Origin of the sequence: Polaribacter ponticola (assembly GCF_026191475.2) — a bacterium.
Lineage (GTDB): Bacteria > Bacteroidota > Bacteroidia > Flavobacteriales > Flavobacteriaceae > Polaribacter > Polaribacter ponticola.
On the sequence record NZ_JAOSLC020000002.1, the window covers coordinates 758,652 to 776,730 of the forward strand.

Below are 18,079 nucleotides of genomic sequence, written 5' to 3' on the forward strand. Positions count from 1 at the left end.
ATATTTAGAAATAAAAAGAGCCATTACAAATTAATGCAACGGCGTTCTTTTTAATTTTAAATAAAATTTATCTACAAAGCTGGAATAACATCCTCCAGTAAAAATTCTCTGTAAAATGCAAATACTTATCGCAAGCTACAATTACTAACCTACTATATTTATAATTTTACCAGGAACTACAATTACTTTTTTAGGTGTTCTACCAGCTAACTGAGCAATTGTTTTCTCGTGTGCCATTACAGTTTTCTCTATTTCATCTTTAGATAAATCTAACGGCAACTCTAACGTAAAACGCATTTTTCCGTTAAATGAAATCGGATACACCTTAGCACTTTCCACTAAATGCTTAGCATCAAAAACAGGGAAACTTGCTGTAGAAATCGACTCATTATTTCCCAACAAACTCCATAATTCTTCTGCAATATGTGGCGCGTAAGGAGAAACTAGAATTACTAATGGCTCTAAAATTTCTTTCTTATTACACTTTAAAGTAGTTAACTCGTTAACAGCAATCATAAAAGTAGAAACTGAAGTATTGAAAGAGAAATTCTCTATATCTTCTTCTACTTTTTTAATTGTTTTATGTAAAGTTTTTAATTCATCTTTTGTTGGTTCTGCATCAGAAACTTCAAATACTTCGCCATTAAAGTATAATTTCCATAATTTTTTCAAGAACGATGAAACTCCAGAAATACCAGAAGTTTTCCAAGGCTTCGCTTGTTCTAAAGGCCCTAAAAACATTTCGAATAAACGTAAACTATCTGCTCCATAATCTACAACAATATTATCTGGATTTACAACATTGTATTTAGATTTAGACATTTTTTCTACTTCACGTCCAACTTTATAAACACCTTCTTCTAAAATAAATTCTGCATTTTTATAATCAGCATTTAAAACATGATTCTTAAAAGCTTCAATATCTAATTCATCAGAAGCGTTTACCAAAGAAACATCCGTATGTATTGGCTGCACTTGCTTCCCTTCAATTAATCCTTTAGATAAAAATTTATTAGTTCCTTCTTCTCTATATACAAATGCAGAAGTTCCCAAAATCATTCCTTGGTTAATCAGTTTTTTTGCAAACTCATCTACGGGTACAATTCCTTTATCAAACAAGAATTTTTGCCAAAAACGTGCGTATAATAAGTGTCCTGTTGCGTGTTCAGAACCTCCAATATATAAATCGATATTTTCCCAATATTCTAAATTTTCTTTAGACGCAATTTCGTTTTCATTGTGCGGATCCATATAACGGTTAAAGTAATATGAACTTCCTGCCCAACCTGGCATTGTGTTTAATTCTAACGGATACACTGTCTTGTTTTTCAACTTATCGTTGCTAACAACTTTCTTTCCACGAGAATCCCAAGCCCATTCTGTTGCATTTCCTAAAGGTGGTTTTCCATCTTCAGTTGGTAAGTATTTTTCAACTTCCGGCAACACAATTGGTAAGTGTTTTGCATCAATCATTTGTGGCATTCCGTCTTTGTAATACACAGGAAATGGTTCTCCCCAATAACGTTGTCTACTAAAAACAGCATCACGCAAACGATAGTTTATTTTTCCGTAACCAAAGCCACGTTTTTCCATTTCAAAAATGGCTAATTTTAATGCTTTCTTATATTTTAATCCGCTTAAAAAGTCTGAATTTGCTATAACAGTTCCTTCTTTATCGGTATGTGCAGCTTGAGAAATATCTACTCCTTCAAAAATATTCGGAATCGGAATATTAAAATGTTTTGCGAAATCATAATCACGTTGATCACCACAAGGAACTGCCATAACGGCTCCAGTTCCGTAGTTTGCTAACACGTAATCTCCAATCCAAATTTGTACTTTTTCACCAGAAAAAGGGTGAATTGCATACGCACCTGTAAATGCACCAGAAATGGTTTTTACATCTGCCATTCTATCGCGTTCAGAACGTTTTGCCGTTGCAGAAATATATGCTTCAACTTCTGCTTTTTGAGCGCCTGTAGTAATCTTAGAAACTAACTCGTGTTCTGGAGCTAACGTCATAAAACTTACTCCGTAAATTGTATCTGGACGCGTTGTGAATACGTCTATTTTATAGGCAGATTGCTTCGTTTCACTCGTAATAACATTGTTTTTAATTTCAGTTTTTTCAACTTTAGGAAATTGAATTGCAAAATTAATTTCGGAAACTACTTTTACAACATTTTGTAAAACCTCTTCATTTGTAAAACGAATAACGTTAAAGCCTTTTTTATGGAAGAATTCTGTTCTTGCTGCTTCATCTTCTTTTCCAGAAAACTCAACAATTAAATGTTTTGCTAAGCACACATAATCCACCAAAAATGTACCAATAGTATATTTTTTTCTGAATTTAGCTGCTCCTTTTTTATTTTTTATTTCATCCCAAAGCGTAGTTTCAGCTTTCGATAAATTTTGACGCAATTCTTTTAACGCTTCTAATTCTTTGTATGATAATTTTACTTCAGAAGTAGATTCTGGAGTGTTTCCTTCAACCTTAAAAGAAACCATTGCTCCTTGCGAACGTCCAATCCAATTGGTTTGAGAATCTTTTAAAGGTTGTGGCCAATCTATAGTTTCTAAACCGTCTAATAAACGTTGTGCATAAGCAGAAATTCGCATAGACCATTGTGTCATTTTCTTGCGAACAACAGGATGACCTCCACGTTCTGAAACTCCGTTTACAATTTCATCATTTGCTAAAACGGTTCCTAAAGCAGGACACCAATTTACTTCTGTGTCTGATAAAAATGTTAATCTGTATTGCAATAAAATTTCTTCTTGTTCTGTTTTTGAAAAAACTTTCCATTCTTCCGCAGAAAAAATAGTAATATCTTCATCTGAAACAGCATTTACTTTTGCATTACCTTCTTTTTTGAATATTTTTTCTAAAGTAGCAACATCTTCTGCTTTGTCTGTATCTTTATTGTACCAAGAATTGAACAATTGGATAAAAATCCACTGTGTCCATTTATAATATTCAGGATCTGAAGTTCTTACTTCTCTACTCCAATCAAAAGAAAAACCAATTTTATCTAACTGTTTTCTATAGGTTGCAATGTTTGCTTCGGTAGTTTTTGCTGGATGTTGCCCAGTTTGAATTGCATATTGTTCTGCAGGTAAACCAAAAGAATCATATCCTTGCGGATGCAATACATTAAACCCTTTATGACGTTTGTAACGTGCATAAATATCACTTGCAATATAACCTAACGGATGCCCAACATGTAAACCCGCCCCAGAAGGATAAGGAAACATATCTAATACATAATATTTTGGTTTTTCACTTTCATTACTGGCTTTAAATGTTTGGTTTTTTGCCCAAAATTCTTGCCATTTCTTTTCTACATCTAGGTGATTGTATTGCATCTACTTTTATTTTAGAAGCTGCAAATTTACGCTTATTGTTTGGAAGTCAAAAACGTAAATACCTTAAATTAAAAAAGGCTTTCAAATTGATTTTGAAAGCCTTTTTTTTTGATATTCACACTTAGTTTTTATAAACACTCTTCATAATTTGAACCACGTTTATAAAGTGTAGTATTTAATTCTCCATCCCTAAAAAAGGATACAATATTATTATTACAAGAAACTTTTATTTCAAATGTATAAACATGCCCAAAATTAAAATCAATTTTTAGTTGATCTCCTATTATTTCATATTCTTCTTTACCTGGTATTACTTCAAAGAAAACACTATTCTCACCATATTGAGTGTAACGTTTTCCGTTTACAAAAGTGTGCATAATCCTATCTTCATAATCCTTTAATAACCATTCGTTACTTTCTAATAATTCTACTTTATTTTGTATAGTTAATTCTATAGGCAATTCTTCACTTGAATTTTCACAACTTGTAAAACTAATAGCTATTAATGTTAAAAAGATAAAAAATGTTTTTTTGTTAACGATATTCATAATTATTGATTTTTTATTTAAAATTTCTATCACTACAAATTAACTAAAATTCAATTGTTTGTGAATACAAAAATCTATTAAAGCGGAAAAAACAACTTTAAAAAGGAAAAAATATTACTCAGCCAAAACTGCTCCACTTGCAGCAACAGATCTATCAATTTTACGCATTAAACCTTGCAAAACTTTACCTGGCCCAACTTCTATAAATTCTGTTCCTCCATCAGCAATCATTGCTTGTACACATTGCGTCCATTTTACGGGTGCTGTTAACTGTGCAATTAAATTTTCTTTAATTTCTTCTGGACTTGTTACAGCTTTTGCAACTACATTTTGATATACTGCACAAGTAGGATTACTAAATTCAGTTGCTTCAATTGCAGCTGCTAATTCCTCTCTTGCAGGTTCCATCATTGGTGAGTGAAATGCGCCACCGACAGGTAATAGCAAAGCTCTTCTAGCTCCTTTTTCTGTTAAAACTTCACAAGCTTTTTCTACAGCTTCAATTTCTCCAGAAATAACCAATTGTCCTGGACAATTATAATTTGCAGCTACCACTACTCCATCTATTTCTCCACATGTTTCTTCAACAACATCATCTGCTAAACCTAAAACTGCTGCCATTGTACTTGGTGCAATTTCACAAGCTTTCTGCATAGCTAAAGCTCTTTTAGAAACTAATTTTAATCCATCTTCAAACGTTAAAACGCCATTTGCAACTAAAGCAGATAATTCTCCTAAAGAATGACCAGCAACCATTTCTGGTTGAAAAGAATCACCTAAAACTTTCGCTAAAATTACCGAATGCAAAAAGATGGCAGGCTGCGTAACTTTCGTTTCTTTCAACTGATCTGCAGTTCCTTCAAACATTACATCTGTAATAGAAAATCCTAAAATTTTATTTGCCTTTTCAAATAACTCTTGTGCTATTGGGTATTTCTCGTACAAATCCAATCCCATTCCTGTAAATTGCGCTCCTTGACCTGGAAAAATATATGCTTTCATTTTATTCTTTTTAATTGTTGTTTGTTTTGGCAAAAATAATGTTTTTTATTAGAAGCTATTTCTTGCTTTCCTCTTTATCTTTTTATAACTGTCATTGTGAAGTTTACTTTTTTGTAAGCTGTGGCGATTTCATTATTCGAAAGAGATTACTTCGTTCCTCGTAATGACGCTTACTTAAAAGAGTTATAAAAAGGATGCCGTTTCAAATGCGAAGCATTCACCGATTCAATAAAATAATAAAATAGAGTTAATCAAGACTAAACTTATTTACCGGCAAATTACAGTTCTAATAGAAAGAGAATATTTACTAACTTCGCTTAATGATCATAAAAGACAAACAATTAGCAGATAGTATTTATTTAATTCTTGCTGCTTTGTTTATAGCCTCTTTAGTTGCTTCGAACTTAATATTTCAAAAATTCTTTTACTGGGAACCTTTTGACTTGTATCGTTTTGAAATTTCAGTTGGTATTTTACCCTATCCAATTACGTTTTTAATTACAGATATTCTATCTGAAATTTATGGAAAGAAAAAAGCAAACCAAGTAGTAATTGCAGGTATTTTCGCATCTTTTTTCTCAATGCTAATTATTCTTATTGCAGACTTTGCGCCAGCAATTGAAAACTCTCCTATTAATAACACTATTTTTCATCAAGTTTTTGGTTTATCTCCTTTAGCTGTTTTTGCTTCTATGGTGGCATATTTGTTTGCACAATTTGTAGATATTAGAATTTTTCATTTCTGGAAAAAACTCACAAATGGCAAACATTTATGGTTAAGAAATAATTTCTCAACATTTGCATCACAATTTATAGACACTTTTACGGTTGTTTTTCTATTATGTTCATTCGAAATTTTACCTTGGTCTATTTTTACAGGATTGTTAATTAGTGGTTTTCTTTTTAAAGTAATTATTGCAGCATTAGATACACCTATTTTATATCTTATTGTATTTGCTTTTAGAAAAAGATTCAAATTAAAAGCTGGAGAAGAGATTTTATAAAATTTATTGTAATTAACTTAAAATAGATACGTCTACTCTTATAGAAAAGAACATAAAAATGAAGAAATTACTTTTATTACTTATTATTGTATTAACCTTTTCACAAGGTTATGCTCAAACATCAATCTTTAATGACTTGCTACAAAATAACGTAACAAAAGACGGAATTGTAGATTACAAATCTCTTAAAGAAAACGAAACTAAATTAGATAGCTACATTACTTACTTAGAGAAAACATCACCAGAAAAAAATTGGTCTAAAAACAAACAGAAAGCTTTTTGGATAAATGCCTACAATGCTTATACAGTAAAATTAATACTAGAAAACTACCCTCTTAAAAGTATTATGAATATTAAGAGAAAAGGTAAAGACGCTTGGAACATTCCGTTTGCTAAAGTTGGAAATAAAGTATATACTTTAAATCATATAGAGCATGAAATTTTAAGAAAAGACTTTAACGACCCAAGAATTCATGTTGGTGTAAATTGCGCTTCAGGTTCTTGTCCGCAATTAGGAAACTTCGCATTTACTGAAGATAACTACGAATCGAAAACAAATGAATTGATGAAAAAATTCATCAACGATTCATCAAGAAATAAAATATCAAAAAAGAAGGTTCAAATATCTTCAATTTTTGATTGGTTTAAAGGAGATTTCACTAAAAACGGTTCTGTTATTGATTATTTAAATAAATATTCTGATGTTGAAATTAGTTCTAAAGCTAAAATCAGTTACTTAAAATATGATTGGACTTTAAACGGGAAATAGTACCTTTATTCTTTATTAAAAATAATACAAAAACAATGTCTAAAAACTATTATGATGCAGCCGATTTAAGAAAATTCGGTAAAATAACAGAATGGAATGAAGAACTTGGTAACAAGTTTTTCGATTATTATGGTAAAGTTTTTGAAGAAGGTACATTAACCGCTCGTGAAAAAGCTTTAATAGCACTTGCAGTTGCACATACAGAACAATGCCCTTATTGTATAGATGCTTATACAAAAGACAGTTTACAAAGAGGTATTACAAAAGAACAAATGATGGAAGCAATACATGTTGGTGCTGCAATTAAAAGTGGCGCAACTTTGGTTCATGGAGTTCAAATGATGAATAAAGTGAATAAATTGGAAATGTAAGTAGAGAACCAATTTTGTTTTCACAAAATTGTGTGAATCACTTATCTTGAGTATTTACCAAGGATCTCATAAATAATATAATGAGAAGTTGAATCAAATTCAACTTTTAAAAAAGATACTGAAACAAGTTCAGCATAAATGAAGAAATCGCTAAAAGCTAGAAATAACGATATTGCAAATACTGCTCGTCAAATGGAAATTCTATCAAGTGGAATTTTCGCTGATGGAGAATTGCCAACTTTTGCAACAAAAATTAAAGAAACAAATCAGTTTCCTTTACGCCCTAAAAAGTTAGAGATTTTACAGATTAACTTAGGTTATATGTGTAATCAGGTTTGCGAACATTGTCATGTAGATGCAGGTCCGGATCGTAAAGAGATTATGACGATTGAGACCATGCAACAATGTTTAGAAGTCATCAAAAAGACAGAAGCTCACACATTAGATTTAACTGGTGGCGCTCCAGAAATGAATCCTAATTTTAGATGGTTTGTAGAAGAAGCATCCAAGGCAGGAATTAAAGATTTTATTGTTCGTTCTAACTTAACAATTATTAGAGCTAATAAAAAATATTACGATTTACCAGAATTCTTTAAAAAGCATAATGTTCATGTAGTTTCATCTATGCCACATTGGACACGTGGAAAAACAGATAAACAACGTGGAGATGGTGTTTTTGATAAATCGATAAAAGCTTTACAAGAATTAAATGCAGTTGGTTATGGAATACCAAATTCTGATTTAAAACTAGACTTAGTTTATAATCCTTCAGGAGCATTTTTACCAGGAGATCAAATGGCGTTAGAAAATGATTTTAAAAAAGCATTAAAAGCAGATTTTAATATCGATTTTCATAGTTTATTTGCCATTACAAATTTACCAATTAGTCGTTTTTTAGATTATTTAATCGCTTCAGAAAACTATGAAGACTACTTGTACAATTTAGTGGAAGCTTATAACCCTTCTGCTGTAGAAAATGTAATGTGTACAAATACCCTTTCTGTAAGTTGGGATGGTAATTTATATGATTGCGATTTCAATCAAATGCTAAATTTAAAAGTAGCAAGTAAAGTAAAACACATTTCTGATTATAATGAAGAATTGTTACAAGACAGAAACATCATTATCAATCAACATTGTTATGGTTGTACTGCTGGAGCAGGAAGTAGCTGCCAAGGAGTTGTTGCATAAACAAATTAAAAAACTAGAGTGATATCACTTTAAAAAAAATAAAATATGAGTTATTTAGAAACCACACATAATGTATATAAAGAAGCAGCTTTAACACCAGATGTTGGTTTATGCTGTACTACAAATCCTATTTGGGAATTACCAGGTTTAAAAATTCCGAGAATAATGCAAGAAATGAATTACGGTTGTGGTTCTACTGTGCATGCAAGAGATTTAACGAACAATCCTAAAATGCTATATGTTGGTGTTGGAGGTGGAATGGAATTATTACAATTCTCGTATTTCAACAGAAATAAAGGTGGTGTAATTGGTTTGGATGTTGTTGACGAAATGTTAGAAGCTTCTCAAAAAAACTTTAAAATAGCAGAAGAACAAAACGATTGGTTTAAATCTGATTTTGTAGATCTTAGAAAAGGTGATGCAATGGATTTACCTGTTGAAGATAATTCTATTGATGTTGCTGCACAAAACTGTTTATTCAATATTTTTAAATCTGATGATTTAAAAAAGGCAATTGCAGAAATGTACAGAGTTTTAAAACCTCATGGACGTTTGGTAATGAGTGATCCTACTTGTGAACAACCAATGAATGACGAATTACGTAATGACGAACGTTTGCGTGCTTTGTGTTTAAGCGGAAGTTTATCGATTGCAGATTATGTAAAAGCATTAACGGATGCTGGTTTTGGAACCATTGAAATTAGAGCCAGAAAACCTTACAGAATTTTAGATCCAAAGAATTACCCAACAGATGAATTAATTTATATAGAATCAATAGAAGTTGCTGCAATTAAAGACCCAATGCCTGCAGATGGACCTTGTATTTTTACAGGTAAAGCTGCTATTTATTATGGTGATGAAGATTATTTTGATGATAAGGCTGGTCATGTTTTATTAAAAAACCAACCTTTAGCAATTTGCGATAAAACTGCGGGTCAATTAAAAGCGTTAGGTAGAGATGATATTTATTTCTCAGAATCTACTTTTCACTATGATGGTGGAGGATGTTGTTAAATCCAAAACGTCATTGCGAGTTTACGAAGCAATCTTTTAATCAATAAACAGATTAATTCGTCATTCTTCCTCGTAATGACAAGAATATAAAATTATGAAAAAAATAATTTTCCTTTTTCTTTTGATTAGTACAGTTTCTTTTGGTCAAAAGAAATTGGATAAATTATTGAACAAATTCAACAAGAACAATGTTCCTTATATTTCTGTAGATTCTTTAGCAACAACAAATGCAATATTATTAGATGCTAGAGAAACTAAAGAGTTTAAGGTTAGTCATTTAAAAAACTCGATTTATGTTGGTTTTGATAATTTTGATATCAAACAAACTCTAGAGACACTTCCAGAAGATAAAAACGCAAAAATTGTTGTGTATTGTTCTTTAGGAATCCGTTCTGAAATTGTTGCAAATAAATTAATAAAACAAGGTTATACCAATGTTTACAATTTATATGGTGGAATTTTCGAGTGGAAAAACAACAACTATAATGTTATTGATACTTTAGGAAACAACACAGAAAAGGTCCACACTTTTAATAAAGATTGGAGCAAATGGCTTAAAAAAGGAAAGAAAGTTTATTAGTTGAAAAAACAATAATGTCATTTCGAGCGCAGTCGAGAAGTAATAAATCTATGAACAAAAGGTTGCTATTAATATTCACAAGAAATCCCGAATTAGGAAAAGCAAAAACACGTTTAGCAAAAACTGTTGGAGACGAAACTGCTTTAGAAATCTATAAATTTTTATTGCAAAAAACTAAAGATGTTTCTTCTAAAGTAAATGCAGACAAAGCTGTTTATTATTCTGTAAAAGTTAGAGATAATGATATTTGGAATGCTAAAATTTATCAAAAACACCAACAAGTTGGAGAGAATTTAGGTATTAGAATGTTAAATGCTTTTAAAAACGGATTTACTTCTGGATATGAAAAAGTGATGATTATTGGTAGTGATTTATACGATTTATCATCAGAAAATATTGAAAATGCTTTTCTTCAATTAGACAACAATGATGTAGTTCTAGGGCCTGCAGAAGATGGCGGTTATTATCTTTTAGGAATGAATACTTTACAAGAAAATGTATTCAGAAATAAAAATTGGGGAACAGAAACTGTTAGAAAAGATACTTTATCTGATTTAAAAGATAAAAAAGTGAAATTATTAGAGTTTAAGAACGACATAGATGTATATGAGGATATTATAGATATTCCAGAAATTATGTCAACGTTCATCAACTCTAAATAATTAACCATGAAAAAACGATTACTTACTTTACTATTTACTGCTTTTATCTTTCAAATACATTCACAATGTTCAGAAAACTTAAGCGGATTTGGTAATAATCCAGACAATTCTTCTTACAATATTACTGGTGATGTTTCTATAACTTTAAACACCAACAACACAGTTACATTAGATTTAGCAAGTAATTTTAGTACAACATCAGGACCAGATGTAAGAGCATATTTAGTAGATTCTAACGGAATTTCAGATGCAACTTTAGCTACAACTTTAATTGCTAATCTAAATCATTTAGAATTTGGTTTAATTAAATTTTCTGGACAACAAACCTTTACAATTGATGTTCCTCAAGAAACAGATATTACAAAATTCGATAAAGTTTTCTTTTACTGTTTAGAGTATGATCACTTTTGGGACTTAGGAACTTTTACAAGTTTTACTTCTAGCAATTGTTCTGTTTTAGATATTGAAACTTTTAATCTTAATAAAATCAGTTTCTTTCCAAATCCTGCAAAAAATAAAATTCAGTTTTCAAATATTGATGGATTATCTGCTGAAATTCGTATTTTTAATGTTTTAGGAAAACAGGTATTTCATCAGTCTAAAATCACAGAAAAAAACATAGATATTTCTTCTTTTAACAAAGGAATTTATTTGGTTAAAATTGATGTTGATGGAAAATCAAAAACAAAGAAACTAGTTATTAATTAAAAAACGTCATTGCGAGGCACGAAGCAATCTCACTATCAATTAAGAGATTACTTCATTCGTTCCTCATTCGTAATGACGAGTGATAAAATATGAAGCAACAACAATTACAAGAAACAATCGATTTTTTAAAATCTAATGGAATTACAAATCCAGAAATAGGAATTGTATTAGGTACAGGTTTAGGAAAATTAGTTGATGAAATTTCAATTGAAAAAGAAGTTGCTTATGCTGATATTCCTAACTTTCCTGTTGCAACTGTAGAATTTCATTCTGGTAAATTAATTTACGGAGAATTATCTGGAAAAAAAGTGTTAGTAATGGCAGGTCGTTTTCATTTATATGAAGGTTACAATGCCTGGGAAGTAACTTACGGAATTAGAACATTACATGGCTTGGGAATTAAAAATTTATTGATTTCAAATGCTGCTGGAGCTATAAACCTCAACTATAAAAAAGGAGATTTAATGTTGATTGAAGATCATATTAATTTACAAGGTAGCTCTCCATTGGCATTTAAAGGTGCAAATAAATTTGGTAATATTTTTGCAGATATGTTAGAACCCTATTCTAAAGAATTGAATGCTAAAATTAGTGATATTGCTAATCAACAAAACATCTTATTACACAAAGGTGTCTATACTAGTGTTTTGGGACCTCAACTAGAAACTAGAGCAGAATATAGAATGTTGCAAATTTTTGAAACTGATGCTGTTGGTATGAGTACTGTACCAGAAGTTATTGTTGCCAAACAATTGAACTTACCTTGTGCTGCTATTTCAGTTTTAACAGATGAATGTGATCCTAAAAACTTACAACCTGTAGATATTGGAGAAATTATTGCAATTGCAGGTAAAGCAGAACCAAAAATGATTACACTTTTTAAAGAAGTTATAAAAGAACTTTAAAATTATTCTTTTGTTTTTAAAATTGACTCTAAAATATGTGCTGTAATCATATTTTTATCCTCAGTATTAAACTGGTTTTTACCTTCTTTCAAAAGTAAAACAGATTCTAAAGAAGGTAATATTTTTTTGGCTTTTTGTATCAATTTATTTCCTGGTACAACTATATCTTTTACTGCTGCAAAGATATATATTGGGGTTGTTATACGTTTTGCTTCTTTTTTCTTCACTTTAGCCAAAGGCAAAAAATCGAACTTATAGTTTGCTATTAATTTTGATAAAAAATGTAAGTTAAAAGCATCTTTTTCTGTACTCAAAGCGTTTACAATAACAGCTAATTGTTTGCTATCTTGTTTCCATTTATACAACTTTAAAGGTACATAAATAGAAAAAAACAATTTTATTATACTTCCTTTTACAAAACCTGTTGGCGAAATTAAAAAGGCTTTTGCAATTCTACTTTCTTCATAAGCTAAAGTTTTATACGCAATATAGCCGCCTAAAGAATAGCCAACTAAATACACGTTAAACAAATGTAATCTAGAGATAATTTCATACATCCATTTTCCATATTCATTAGATTTAGAATTTAACCTAATTTCATCACTAATATTAGGTTGCCCTAAAATGTCTATGGCATAAACTTTAAAATTTTGTTCTAGTGCTTTAAAATTATCTAAAGCAAAAGGTGCACAGCTATACAAACCATGCACCAATACTAAAGGGGTAAGATTATTATTCTTTGTTGTTATAATATTAGTGTCACCAAAACTTGTTTCTACAGTAATAAAATCAACCTCAAAGTTTAAGGTATCTAATTTTTTATAATAAAAATTTAAAACCTCTTTTTTACCAACTGCATTTTTAAAGAATGAGTGCATATAATTGTTTAAAACCAGTTAAAACCTAAGCTTACACCAAATGAAGCTGCATCTCTATGTTGGTCATTAGCTATATTTACACTACCAAATACTAACTTGCTTTGCACATTCATAGCAAAATTTTCTTTTTGATAAAACTCATACCCAATACCAACAGATACTAGTTTACCAAAATTCCAATCGTCATTACCATCATTAATATCATACAGTGCTGGTGAGTCTATTCCCAAACCAATACCGCCATTTACCCACCATTTGTTAGCAAACCAATACTGAGCACCTACTAAAACTCCACCAAAATGTCTGTCATTATCTTCAAAATCATAAATCATACCAGGTAAAGAAACCGTAATTGCTAAGTTTTCTTTTACCATATACCCAACTTTAAAATCTGGAAAATTACCAGCTCCTTGCGATTTTTCAAAAGTTTGTGTACCAGAACTGTTTTCTATATTAATAAAACCACCTCCAATACCAAACTCAAAAATAAATTTATCTCTATTTGGTGTTGTTGTTTCTTGTGCTACAGATATAAAGGATATCAGTAATAAAGCACATAAGCTTAATGTATTTATCAATTGTTTTCTTTTTGCTCTCATTTTTCTGTTTATTTTAATTGTTTATATTTTTTAACCTTGCAAAGGTGCGGTAGATACTTAAGTCAATCGTCTTGAATTATATTCTAGCACTATCTTTTAAGATTTAGTACTTTTTATTTTTTTATGGAACTAATGATCTTTTTACTGTTTTTAAACTTATTTTTTTGTAAAAATGTTATAAATAATGAATACCTATTTATAGCGATAAGTTTTAGATTTCATCCAAAATGGTGATTTAATTTTTGGCAGTTTTACTAATAGGTTGATAATTTTGCTGTTTTTACTTAAAGTACGATTGTACTTGCTAATTATCAGATTTTCCCCAAAAAACTGTTAACTAATTTATTGAGTGTTTTAATTTTCGATTTAAAAACTTTATTGGCTCTGAAATACAAAATTCTGGACACTTAACAAGTGTATAATTCTACATGATGATTTAGAACTTACAAAAAAAAGAAACTGAAAAAAGGCAGAATTTACTTGACTTGCATTTTTACCCATTTGCTTGGAGTAATGCCTTCTGTTTTCTTAAAATAAGTATTAAAAACACTTTTAGAATTAAAGCCACTATCATAGGCCAAACCTAAAATTGTAATGTGTTTTAGTTTAGGATTTACTGCCAATTCTTTAAAATATTGCAAGCGATAATTATTTACAAACTCATTAAAATTACCATCCAAAGTTTCATTAATTACATAAGAAACTTTGTTAGAGGTAGTTTTTAAATAGGCTGCTAAAGAAGACAAGCTTAATTGAGGATCTAAATACGGTTGTTCTTCTTTAAAGTAAACTAAGATGGTTTCTTGTAAATTTTGCAGCTCGACACAATCTAACTTTTCTTTTGTACTCTCTTTTATTTCTTTTGAAGTTGTTGAAATATCCGATATCAATAAATTAGAAATATGTAATGCATTAAATGCTGAATTGCTTTGTAACTTTTTTAAAAAAGGTTCTTGTTTAAAATTAATCACCTGACCTCTTCGTTGTTTTACTTGATTACTTAATAAGATAAAACTTAATGATTGATGTTCTTTAGAATTGGCAAGTATAAAAATCTGAAATGGAGATATTAAGGTATCACTTATTCCGTTTTCTGCTGATGCCTCTTCTAAATATTCATTTGGTACTATTGTGTTTTCTTCATTTATAACCTTATACAACAGTATTTTTTCTTTATAAAAAGAAGTCTTTTGATGAAGTTCTTTGAGAGCATCTTTTTTTTGCAACCAAATTAAACAGAAAGCATGTAAGTTTTTTGCTAGCACTAAATCAGGTCTTATGTTTAACGCATTTGTAGTTTGCGCTAATGCTAAAGTATATTTTTCTTGATAATAATAAATATTTGCTAAAGTATAATGGTTATTAGCAGACAATGGATCTACCTCTATTAATTTATGTGCATATACCAACGCTTCTTTAAAAAAACCATTGGCAATAAACAATTCCGTCATAGCCTCTAAACCATCTATATGATTTGGGTTGATGCTTAAAACTTGTTGAATGTATTGGTAAGCAAGTTTAAAATTCCAAAGTCCCCAAAAAAACTTACCCACAAATGAAAGCGGATATTCTGGCAATTGTGTATCTATTTCTTTAGCTTTTAAAAAGTTTTTCTCTGCCAAAGTTGTTGCTTCGTTAAAAGGCATATATCCCCAAATAGCCAACAAACCATAACACTGTAAGTTAGCATAATAAGCTTTTGCATAATTAACATCTTTAGCAATGGCTTTGTTATAAAACTCAATGGCGGTATTTAAAGAATCCGAAGTCCATTGTAATTGATAATATCTACCTTGTAAAAACAATTCGTAAGCTGCAACGTTATAAGTTGAATTTTTAACCAAGTGCTCGTCTATATTAAAATGCCCAAAATTTTCACGCACTTTATTAGCAATTAGTACACTAATTTCATCTTGAAGGTCAAAAATATTATCTAATTTTCTATCAAAATTTTTAGACCAATAATGTGTTCCATTCTTAGTATCTATTAATTGTGCAGTTATACGAACTCTATTATTAGCTTTACGAACACTACCTTCTAAAAGAGTTGCTACACCTAATTGTTTCCCTACTTTTCTAACATCAATATTTTTACCCTTAAATGCAAAACAAGAGGTTCTTGCAATTACTTTTAGTTCTTTAACCTTTGTTAATGCATTAATAATTTCTTCAGTAATACCATCGCAAAAGTATTCATTGTTAATATCATTACTCATATTAACAAATGGCAGTACTGCAATAGATTTTAAAGAAAGTTTCATAAAATAACTTTAGACTATAATAGACGTCACAAAATACAGTTTGTTACAAAAAAAAATTAAATATGAAATATTTAATTAGACCAAACAAACCAGTAATTTAAAACAATTATAATAAGTCGAATATTTACCTTCGTTTTTAATCATTAATACTTAGAGAAAAAAATTACCTATTTAAGTGAAAACAATATCGATTTTAATGTTTTTATAACAATTTTAAAGTAAGTATCAGTCGGTATTTTCGTCAAAAAAGTGAAACCAAAAAAACTTACTTTTATGTTATTACTACTTCTTTTTATTGCTGCTTGTTTTCTAGCATATAGCAATGGCGCAAATGATAATTTCAAAGGTGTTGCCACCTTATTTGGATCTGGAATTACCAATTATAAAAAAGCGATAAACTGGGCAACAATTACAACTTTTTCTGGTGCTGTTGCAGCTATTTTTTTGGCTGAAGAATTGGTTAAAAATTTTTCTGGAAAAGGCTTAGTTCCTAATAATTTAATTCAAACTCCAATTTTTGCCATTGCAATTGCACTAGGAGCAGCAATAACAGTTTTTTCTGCTACTAAAATCGGAATGCCAATTTCTACTACACATAGTTTAGTTGGTGGTTTATTTGGAGCTGGATTTATGGCAGTAGGTTCTGAATTTAATTTTCTAAAATTAGGAAACACTTTTTTAATGCCTTTAATTGTAAGTCCATTAATGGCAGCAATTTTAAGTTTACTTGCTTATTTATTCTTTAAGTTTTTACGTAAGAAAATCCCTTCTTTAAACATAGAAAAACCAACATTAATTGGCATAAGTTCACCTAAAATTTTAGATTCATTACATTATCTAAGCTCTGGGATTGTTAGTTTTGCAAGAGGTTTAAATGACACCCCAAAAATTGTTGGATTATTACTAATTATTAACGCAATTGATATTAAAATAAGCATGATTTCTATTGCAGTTATTATGGCTTTAGGCGGTTTATTAAATGCAAGAAAAGTAGGAGAAACCATGAGTAAAAAAATTACAAAAATGAACTCAGGCCAAGGATTTACTGCAAACATGATTACAGGTTTATTAGTAACAACAGCAAGTATTCATGGTTTACCCGTTTCTACAACACACGTTTCTGTTGGTTCTCTTTTTGGCATTGGTACGGTTACAAAAAAAGCTAATTTTAAAATGATAGGAAAAATTGTTTTGTCTTGGATACTTACCTTACCAATTGCTGCAATTATGAGTGCGTTTGTTTTTAAATTATTAGAATTGTTAGCATCATAAAATTGATTATATTTATTGATATGAACAAATACCTCGATATTATAAATAACTCCTATTCTAACTATTGGAATTACCTAAAAAATTCAGTTTTTATGGAATTGAATTGGGAGAATTATTTCTACGGATTAATCATAATTTCTCTAGTAGTTTGGGGTTTAGAAATTATCTTTCCTTGGCGAAAAAATCAATCTATTTTTAGAAAAGATTTTTGGTTAGATGCTTTTTATATGTTCTTTAATTTCTTTTTATTAAACTTAATTGTATTAATTGCTTTATCTAATTCAGCAGCACAATTATTTAATGATTTTCTAGGATTAGTCGGTTTATCAATCTCTAATTTTCAGCTTTTAGAAATTAACAAATTACCTTTTGCTTTAAGAGTTTTTATCTTTTTTATTGTAATTGATTTTGTACAATGGTGGACGCATCGTTTGCTACATAAGTTCGAATTTCTATGGAATTTTCATAAAGTGCATCATTCTGTTAAAGAAATGGGATTTGCCGCACATTTACGTTATCACTGGATGGAACCTGTGGTTTATAATTCTTTAAAATACATACCTTTAGCTATTATTGGCGGATTTACAGCACAAGATATTGCCTTTGTTCATTTTTTTAATATTACGATTGGACATTTAAATCATGCAAACATCAATTGGGATTATGGTTGGTTAAAATATATTTTAAATAACCCAAAAATGCATATTTGGCATCACTCTAAAGAATTGCCAGAAGAAAGAAAATTTGGCGTAAACTTTGGGATAACCTTAAGTATTTGGGATTATATTTTTAAAACAAAATACATACCACATTCTGGTAGAGATATTGAATTGGGTTTTGAAGGTGATGAAAATTTTCCTGAGAGTTTTTTACAACAAGAACTCTATCCGCTAACCCATAAAAAGTAAACCTATTACTATAAAAAAGAGGAACTCTTAGAGTTCCTCTT

The 18,079-nt window shown here is 29.9% G+C and carries 17 protein-coding genes; 11 read left to right on the forward strand and 6 right to left on the reverse strand.

The annotated features are described in order from the left end of the window. Window positions 1–144: 144 nt before the first annotated feature. From N5A56_RS03955 to fabD, 3 genes are all read right to left on the reverse strand, one after another. Window positions 145–3,366, reverse strand: a complete 3,222-nt coding sequence (locus N5A56_RS03955) for a leucine--tRNA ligase (RefSeq protein WP_265726284.1) — start codon at window positions 3,364–3,366, stop codon at window positions 145–147. A 128-nt stretch (window positions 3,367–3,494) separates the two neighbouring features. Continuing rightward, complete coding sequence (locus N5A56_RS03960; RefSeq protein WP_265726283.1) at window positions 3,495–3,914, reverse strand: hypothetical protein; 420 nt, start codon at window positions 3,912–3,914, stop codon at window positions 3,495–3,497. Between the two features lie 114 nt (window positions 3,915–4,028). Then, window positions 4,029–4,916: an ACP S-malonyltransferase gene (fabD, locus tag N5A56_RS03965; RefSeq protein ID WP_265726282.1), complete on the reverse strand. Its 888-nt coding sequence runs from the start codon at window positions 4,914–4,916 to the stop codon at window positions 4,029–4,031. Between the two features lie 320 nt (window positions 4,917–5,236). On the opposite strand from fabD, the gene N5A56_RS03970 reads away from it, so the two are divergent. From N5A56_RS03970 to N5A56_RS04010, 9 genes are all read left to right on the forward strand, one after another. Further along, complete coding sequence (locus N5A56_RS03970; protein ID WP_265726281.1) at window positions 5,237–5,920, forward strand: queuosine precursor transporter; 684 nt, start codon at window positions 5,237–5,239, stop codon at window positions 5,918–5,920. 58 nt (window positions 5,921–5,978) lie between these two features. Beyond that, a complete protein-coding gene (locus N5A56_RS03975) occupies window positions 5,979–6,689 on the forward strand; it encodes a DUF547 domain-containing protein (protein WP_265726280.1) in 711 nt (236 codons plus the stop codon). Between the two features lie 35 nt (window positions 6,690–6,724). After that, the gene (locus N5A56_RS03980) at window positions 6,725–7,060 is read left to right on the forward strand and encodes an arsenosugar biosynthesis-associated peroxidase-like protein (protein ID WP_265726279.1); all 336 of its coding nucleotides are present in this window, start codon (window positions 6,725–6,727) and stop codon (window positions 7,058–7,060) included. A 138-nt stretch (window positions 7,061–7,198) separates the two neighbouring features. Further along, a complete protein-coding gene (gene arsS, locus N5A56_RS03985) occupies window positions 7,199–8,251 on the forward strand; it encodes an arsenosugar biosynthesis radical SAM (seleno)protein ArsS (RefSeq protein ID WP_265726278.1) in 1,053 nt (350 codons plus the stop codon). 45 nt (window positions 8,252–8,296) lie between these two features. Next, window positions 8,297–9,265, forward strand: coding sequence for an arsenosugar biosynthesis arsenite methyltransferase ArsM (gene arsM / locus N5A56_RS03990; RefSeq protein ID WP_265726277.1), 969 nt, complete (start codon window positions 8,297–8,299; stop codon window positions 9,263–9,265). A gap of 94 nt (window positions 9,266–9,359) precedes the next feature. Beyond that, on the forward strand, window positions 9,360–9,845 hold the full coding sequence (locus N5A56_RS03995) for a rhodanese-like domain-containing protein (protein ID WP_265726276.1): 486 nt from the start codon (window positions 9,360–9,362) through the stop codon (window positions 9,843–9,845). Window positions 9,846–9,895: 50 nt separating this feature from the next. Further along, a complete protein-coding gene (locus N5A56_RS04000) occupies window positions 9,896–10,507 on the forward strand; it encodes a TIGR04282 family arsenosugar biosynthesis glycosyltransferase (RefSeq protein WP_265726379.1) in 612 nt (203 codons plus the stop codon). Window positions 10,508–10,513: 6 nt separating this feature from the next. Beyond that, window positions 10,514–11,215 carry a T9SS type A sorting domain-containing protein gene (locus N5A56_RS04005; RefSeq protein WP_265726275.1) on the forward strand — a complete coding sequence of 234 codons (702 nt, stop codon included), beginning with the start codon at window positions 10,514–10,516 and terminating at the stop codon, window positions 11,213–11,215. A gap of 89 nt (window positions 11,216–11,304) precedes the next feature. Continuing rightward, window positions 11,305–12,120: a purine-nucleoside phosphorylase gene (locus N5A56_RS04010; RefSeq protein WP_265726274.1), complete on the forward strand. Its 816-nt coding sequence runs from the start codon at window positions 11,305–11,307 to the stop codon at window positions 12,118–12,120. 2 nt (window positions 12,121–12,122) lie between these two features. Here the strand turns inward: N5A56_RS04010 and N5A56_RS04015 are convergent, their stop codons facing one another. The 3 genes from N5A56_RS04015 to N5A56_RS04025 all read right to left on the reverse strand — a co-directional run bounded on the left by N5A56_RS04015 (window position 12,123) and on the right by N5A56_RS04025 (window position 15,858). Further along, the gene (locus N5A56_RS04015; protein WP_265726273.1) at window positions 12,123–12,998 is read right to left on the reverse strand and encodes an alpha/beta hydrolase; all 876 of its coding nucleotides are present in this window, start codon (window positions 12,996–12,998) and stop codon (window positions 12,123–12,125) included. Between the two features lie 8 nt (window positions 12,999–13,006). Continuing rightward, on the reverse strand, window positions 13,007–13,597 hold the full coding sequence (locus N5A56_RS04020) for a hypothetical protein (RefSeq protein WP_265726272.1): 591 nt from the start codon (window positions 13,595–13,597) through the stop codon (window positions 13,007–13,009). Between the two features lie 476 nt (window positions 13,598–14,073). After that, on the reverse strand, window positions 14,074–15,858 hold the full coding sequence (locus N5A56_RS04025) for a helix-turn-helix domain-containing protein (RefSeq protein ID WP_265726271.1): 1,785 nt from the start codon (window positions 15,856–15,858) through the stop codon (window positions 14,074–14,076). A 249-nt stretch (window positions 15,859–16,107) separates the two neighbouring features. Between N5A56_RS04025 and N5A56_RS04030 the strand changes: the two genes are divergently transcribed. Both N5A56_RS04030 and N5A56_RS04035 read left to right on the forward strand, forming a co-directional pair. Beyond that, window positions 16,108–17,130, forward strand: a complete 1,023-nt coding sequence (locus tag N5A56_RS04030; protein ID WP_274270194.1) for an inorganic phosphate transporter — start codon at window positions 16,108–16,110, stop codon at window positions 17,128–17,130. A 20-nt stretch (window positions 17,131–17,150) separates the two neighbouring features. Continuing rightward, complete coding sequence (locus N5A56_RS04035) at window positions 17,151–18,038, forward strand: sterol desaturase family protein (protein WP_265726269.1); 888 nt, start codon at window positions 17,151–17,153, stop codon at window positions 18,036–18,038. Window positions 18,039–18,079: the final 41 nt, after the last annotated feature.

What these genes read in the sequence shown, in the direction of transcription:
- N5A56_RS03955 (WP_265726284.1), bottom strand. Translation starts at nt 3,366, where the DNA reads ATGCAATACAATCACCTAGATGTAGAAAAGAAATGGCAAGAATTTTGG.
- N5A56_RS03960 (WP_265726283.1), bottom strand. Translation starts at nt 3,914, where the DNA reads ATGAATATCGTTAACAAAAAAACATTTTTTATCTTTTTAACATTAATA.
- fabD (WP_265726282.1), bottom strand. Translation starts at nt 4,916, where the DNA reads ATGAAAGCATATATTTTTCCAGGTCAAGGAGCGCAATTTACAGGAATG.
- N5A56_RS03970 (WP_265726281.1), top strand. Translation starts at nt 5,237, where the DNA reads ATGATCATAAAAGACAAACAATTAGCAGATAGTATTTATTTAATTCTT.
- N5A56_RS03975 (WP_265726280.1), top strand. Translation starts at nt 5,979, where the DNA reads ATGAAGAAATTACTTTTATTACTTATTATTGTATTAACCTTTTCACAA.
- N5A56_RS03980 (WP_265726279.1), top strand. Translation starts at nt 6,725, where the DNA reads ATGTCTAAAAACTATTATGATGCAGCCGATTTAAGAAAATTCGGTAAA.
- arsS (WP_265726278.1), top strand. Translation starts at nt 7,199, where the DNA reads ATGAAGAAATCGCTAAAAGCTAGAAATAACGATATTGCAAATACTGCT.
- arsM (WP_265726277.1), top strand. Translation starts at nt 8,297, where the DNA reads ATGAGTTATTTAGAAACCACACATAATGTATATAAAGAAGCAGCTTTA.
- N5A56_RS03995 (WP_265726276.1), top strand. Translation starts at nt 9,360, where the DNA reads ATGAAAAAAATAATTTTCCTTTTTCTTTTGATTAGTACAGTTTCTTTT.
- N5A56_RS04000 (WP_265726379.1), top strand. Translation starts at nt 9,896, where the DNA reads ATGAACAAAAGGTTGCTATTAATATTCACAAGAAATCCCGAATTAGGA.
- N5A56_RS04005 (WP_265726275.1), top strand. Translation starts at nt 10,514, where the DNA reads ATGAAAAAACGATTACTTACTTTACTATTTACTGCTTTTATCTTTCAA.
- N5A56_RS04010 (WP_265726274.1), top strand. Translation starts at nt 11,305, where the DNA reads ATGAAGCAACAACAATTACAAGAAACAATCGATTTTTTAAAATCTAAT.
- N5A56_RS04015 (WP_265726273.1), bottom strand. Translation starts at nt 12,998, where the DNA reads ATGCACTCATTCTTTAAAAATGCAGTTGGTAAAAAAGAGGTTTTAAAT.
- N5A56_RS04020 (WP_265726272.1), bottom strand. Translation starts at nt 13,597, where the DNA reads ATGAGAGCAAAAAGAAAACAATTGATAAATACATTAAGCTTATGTGCT.
- N5A56_RS04025 (WP_265726271.1), bottom strand. Translation starts at nt 15,858, where the DNA reads ATGAAACTTTCTTTAAAATCTATTGCAGTACTGCCATTTGTTAATATG.
- N5A56_RS04035 (WP_265726269.1), top strand. Translation starts at nt 17,151, where the DNA reads ATGAACAAATACCTCGATATTATAAATAACTCCTATTCTAACTATTGG.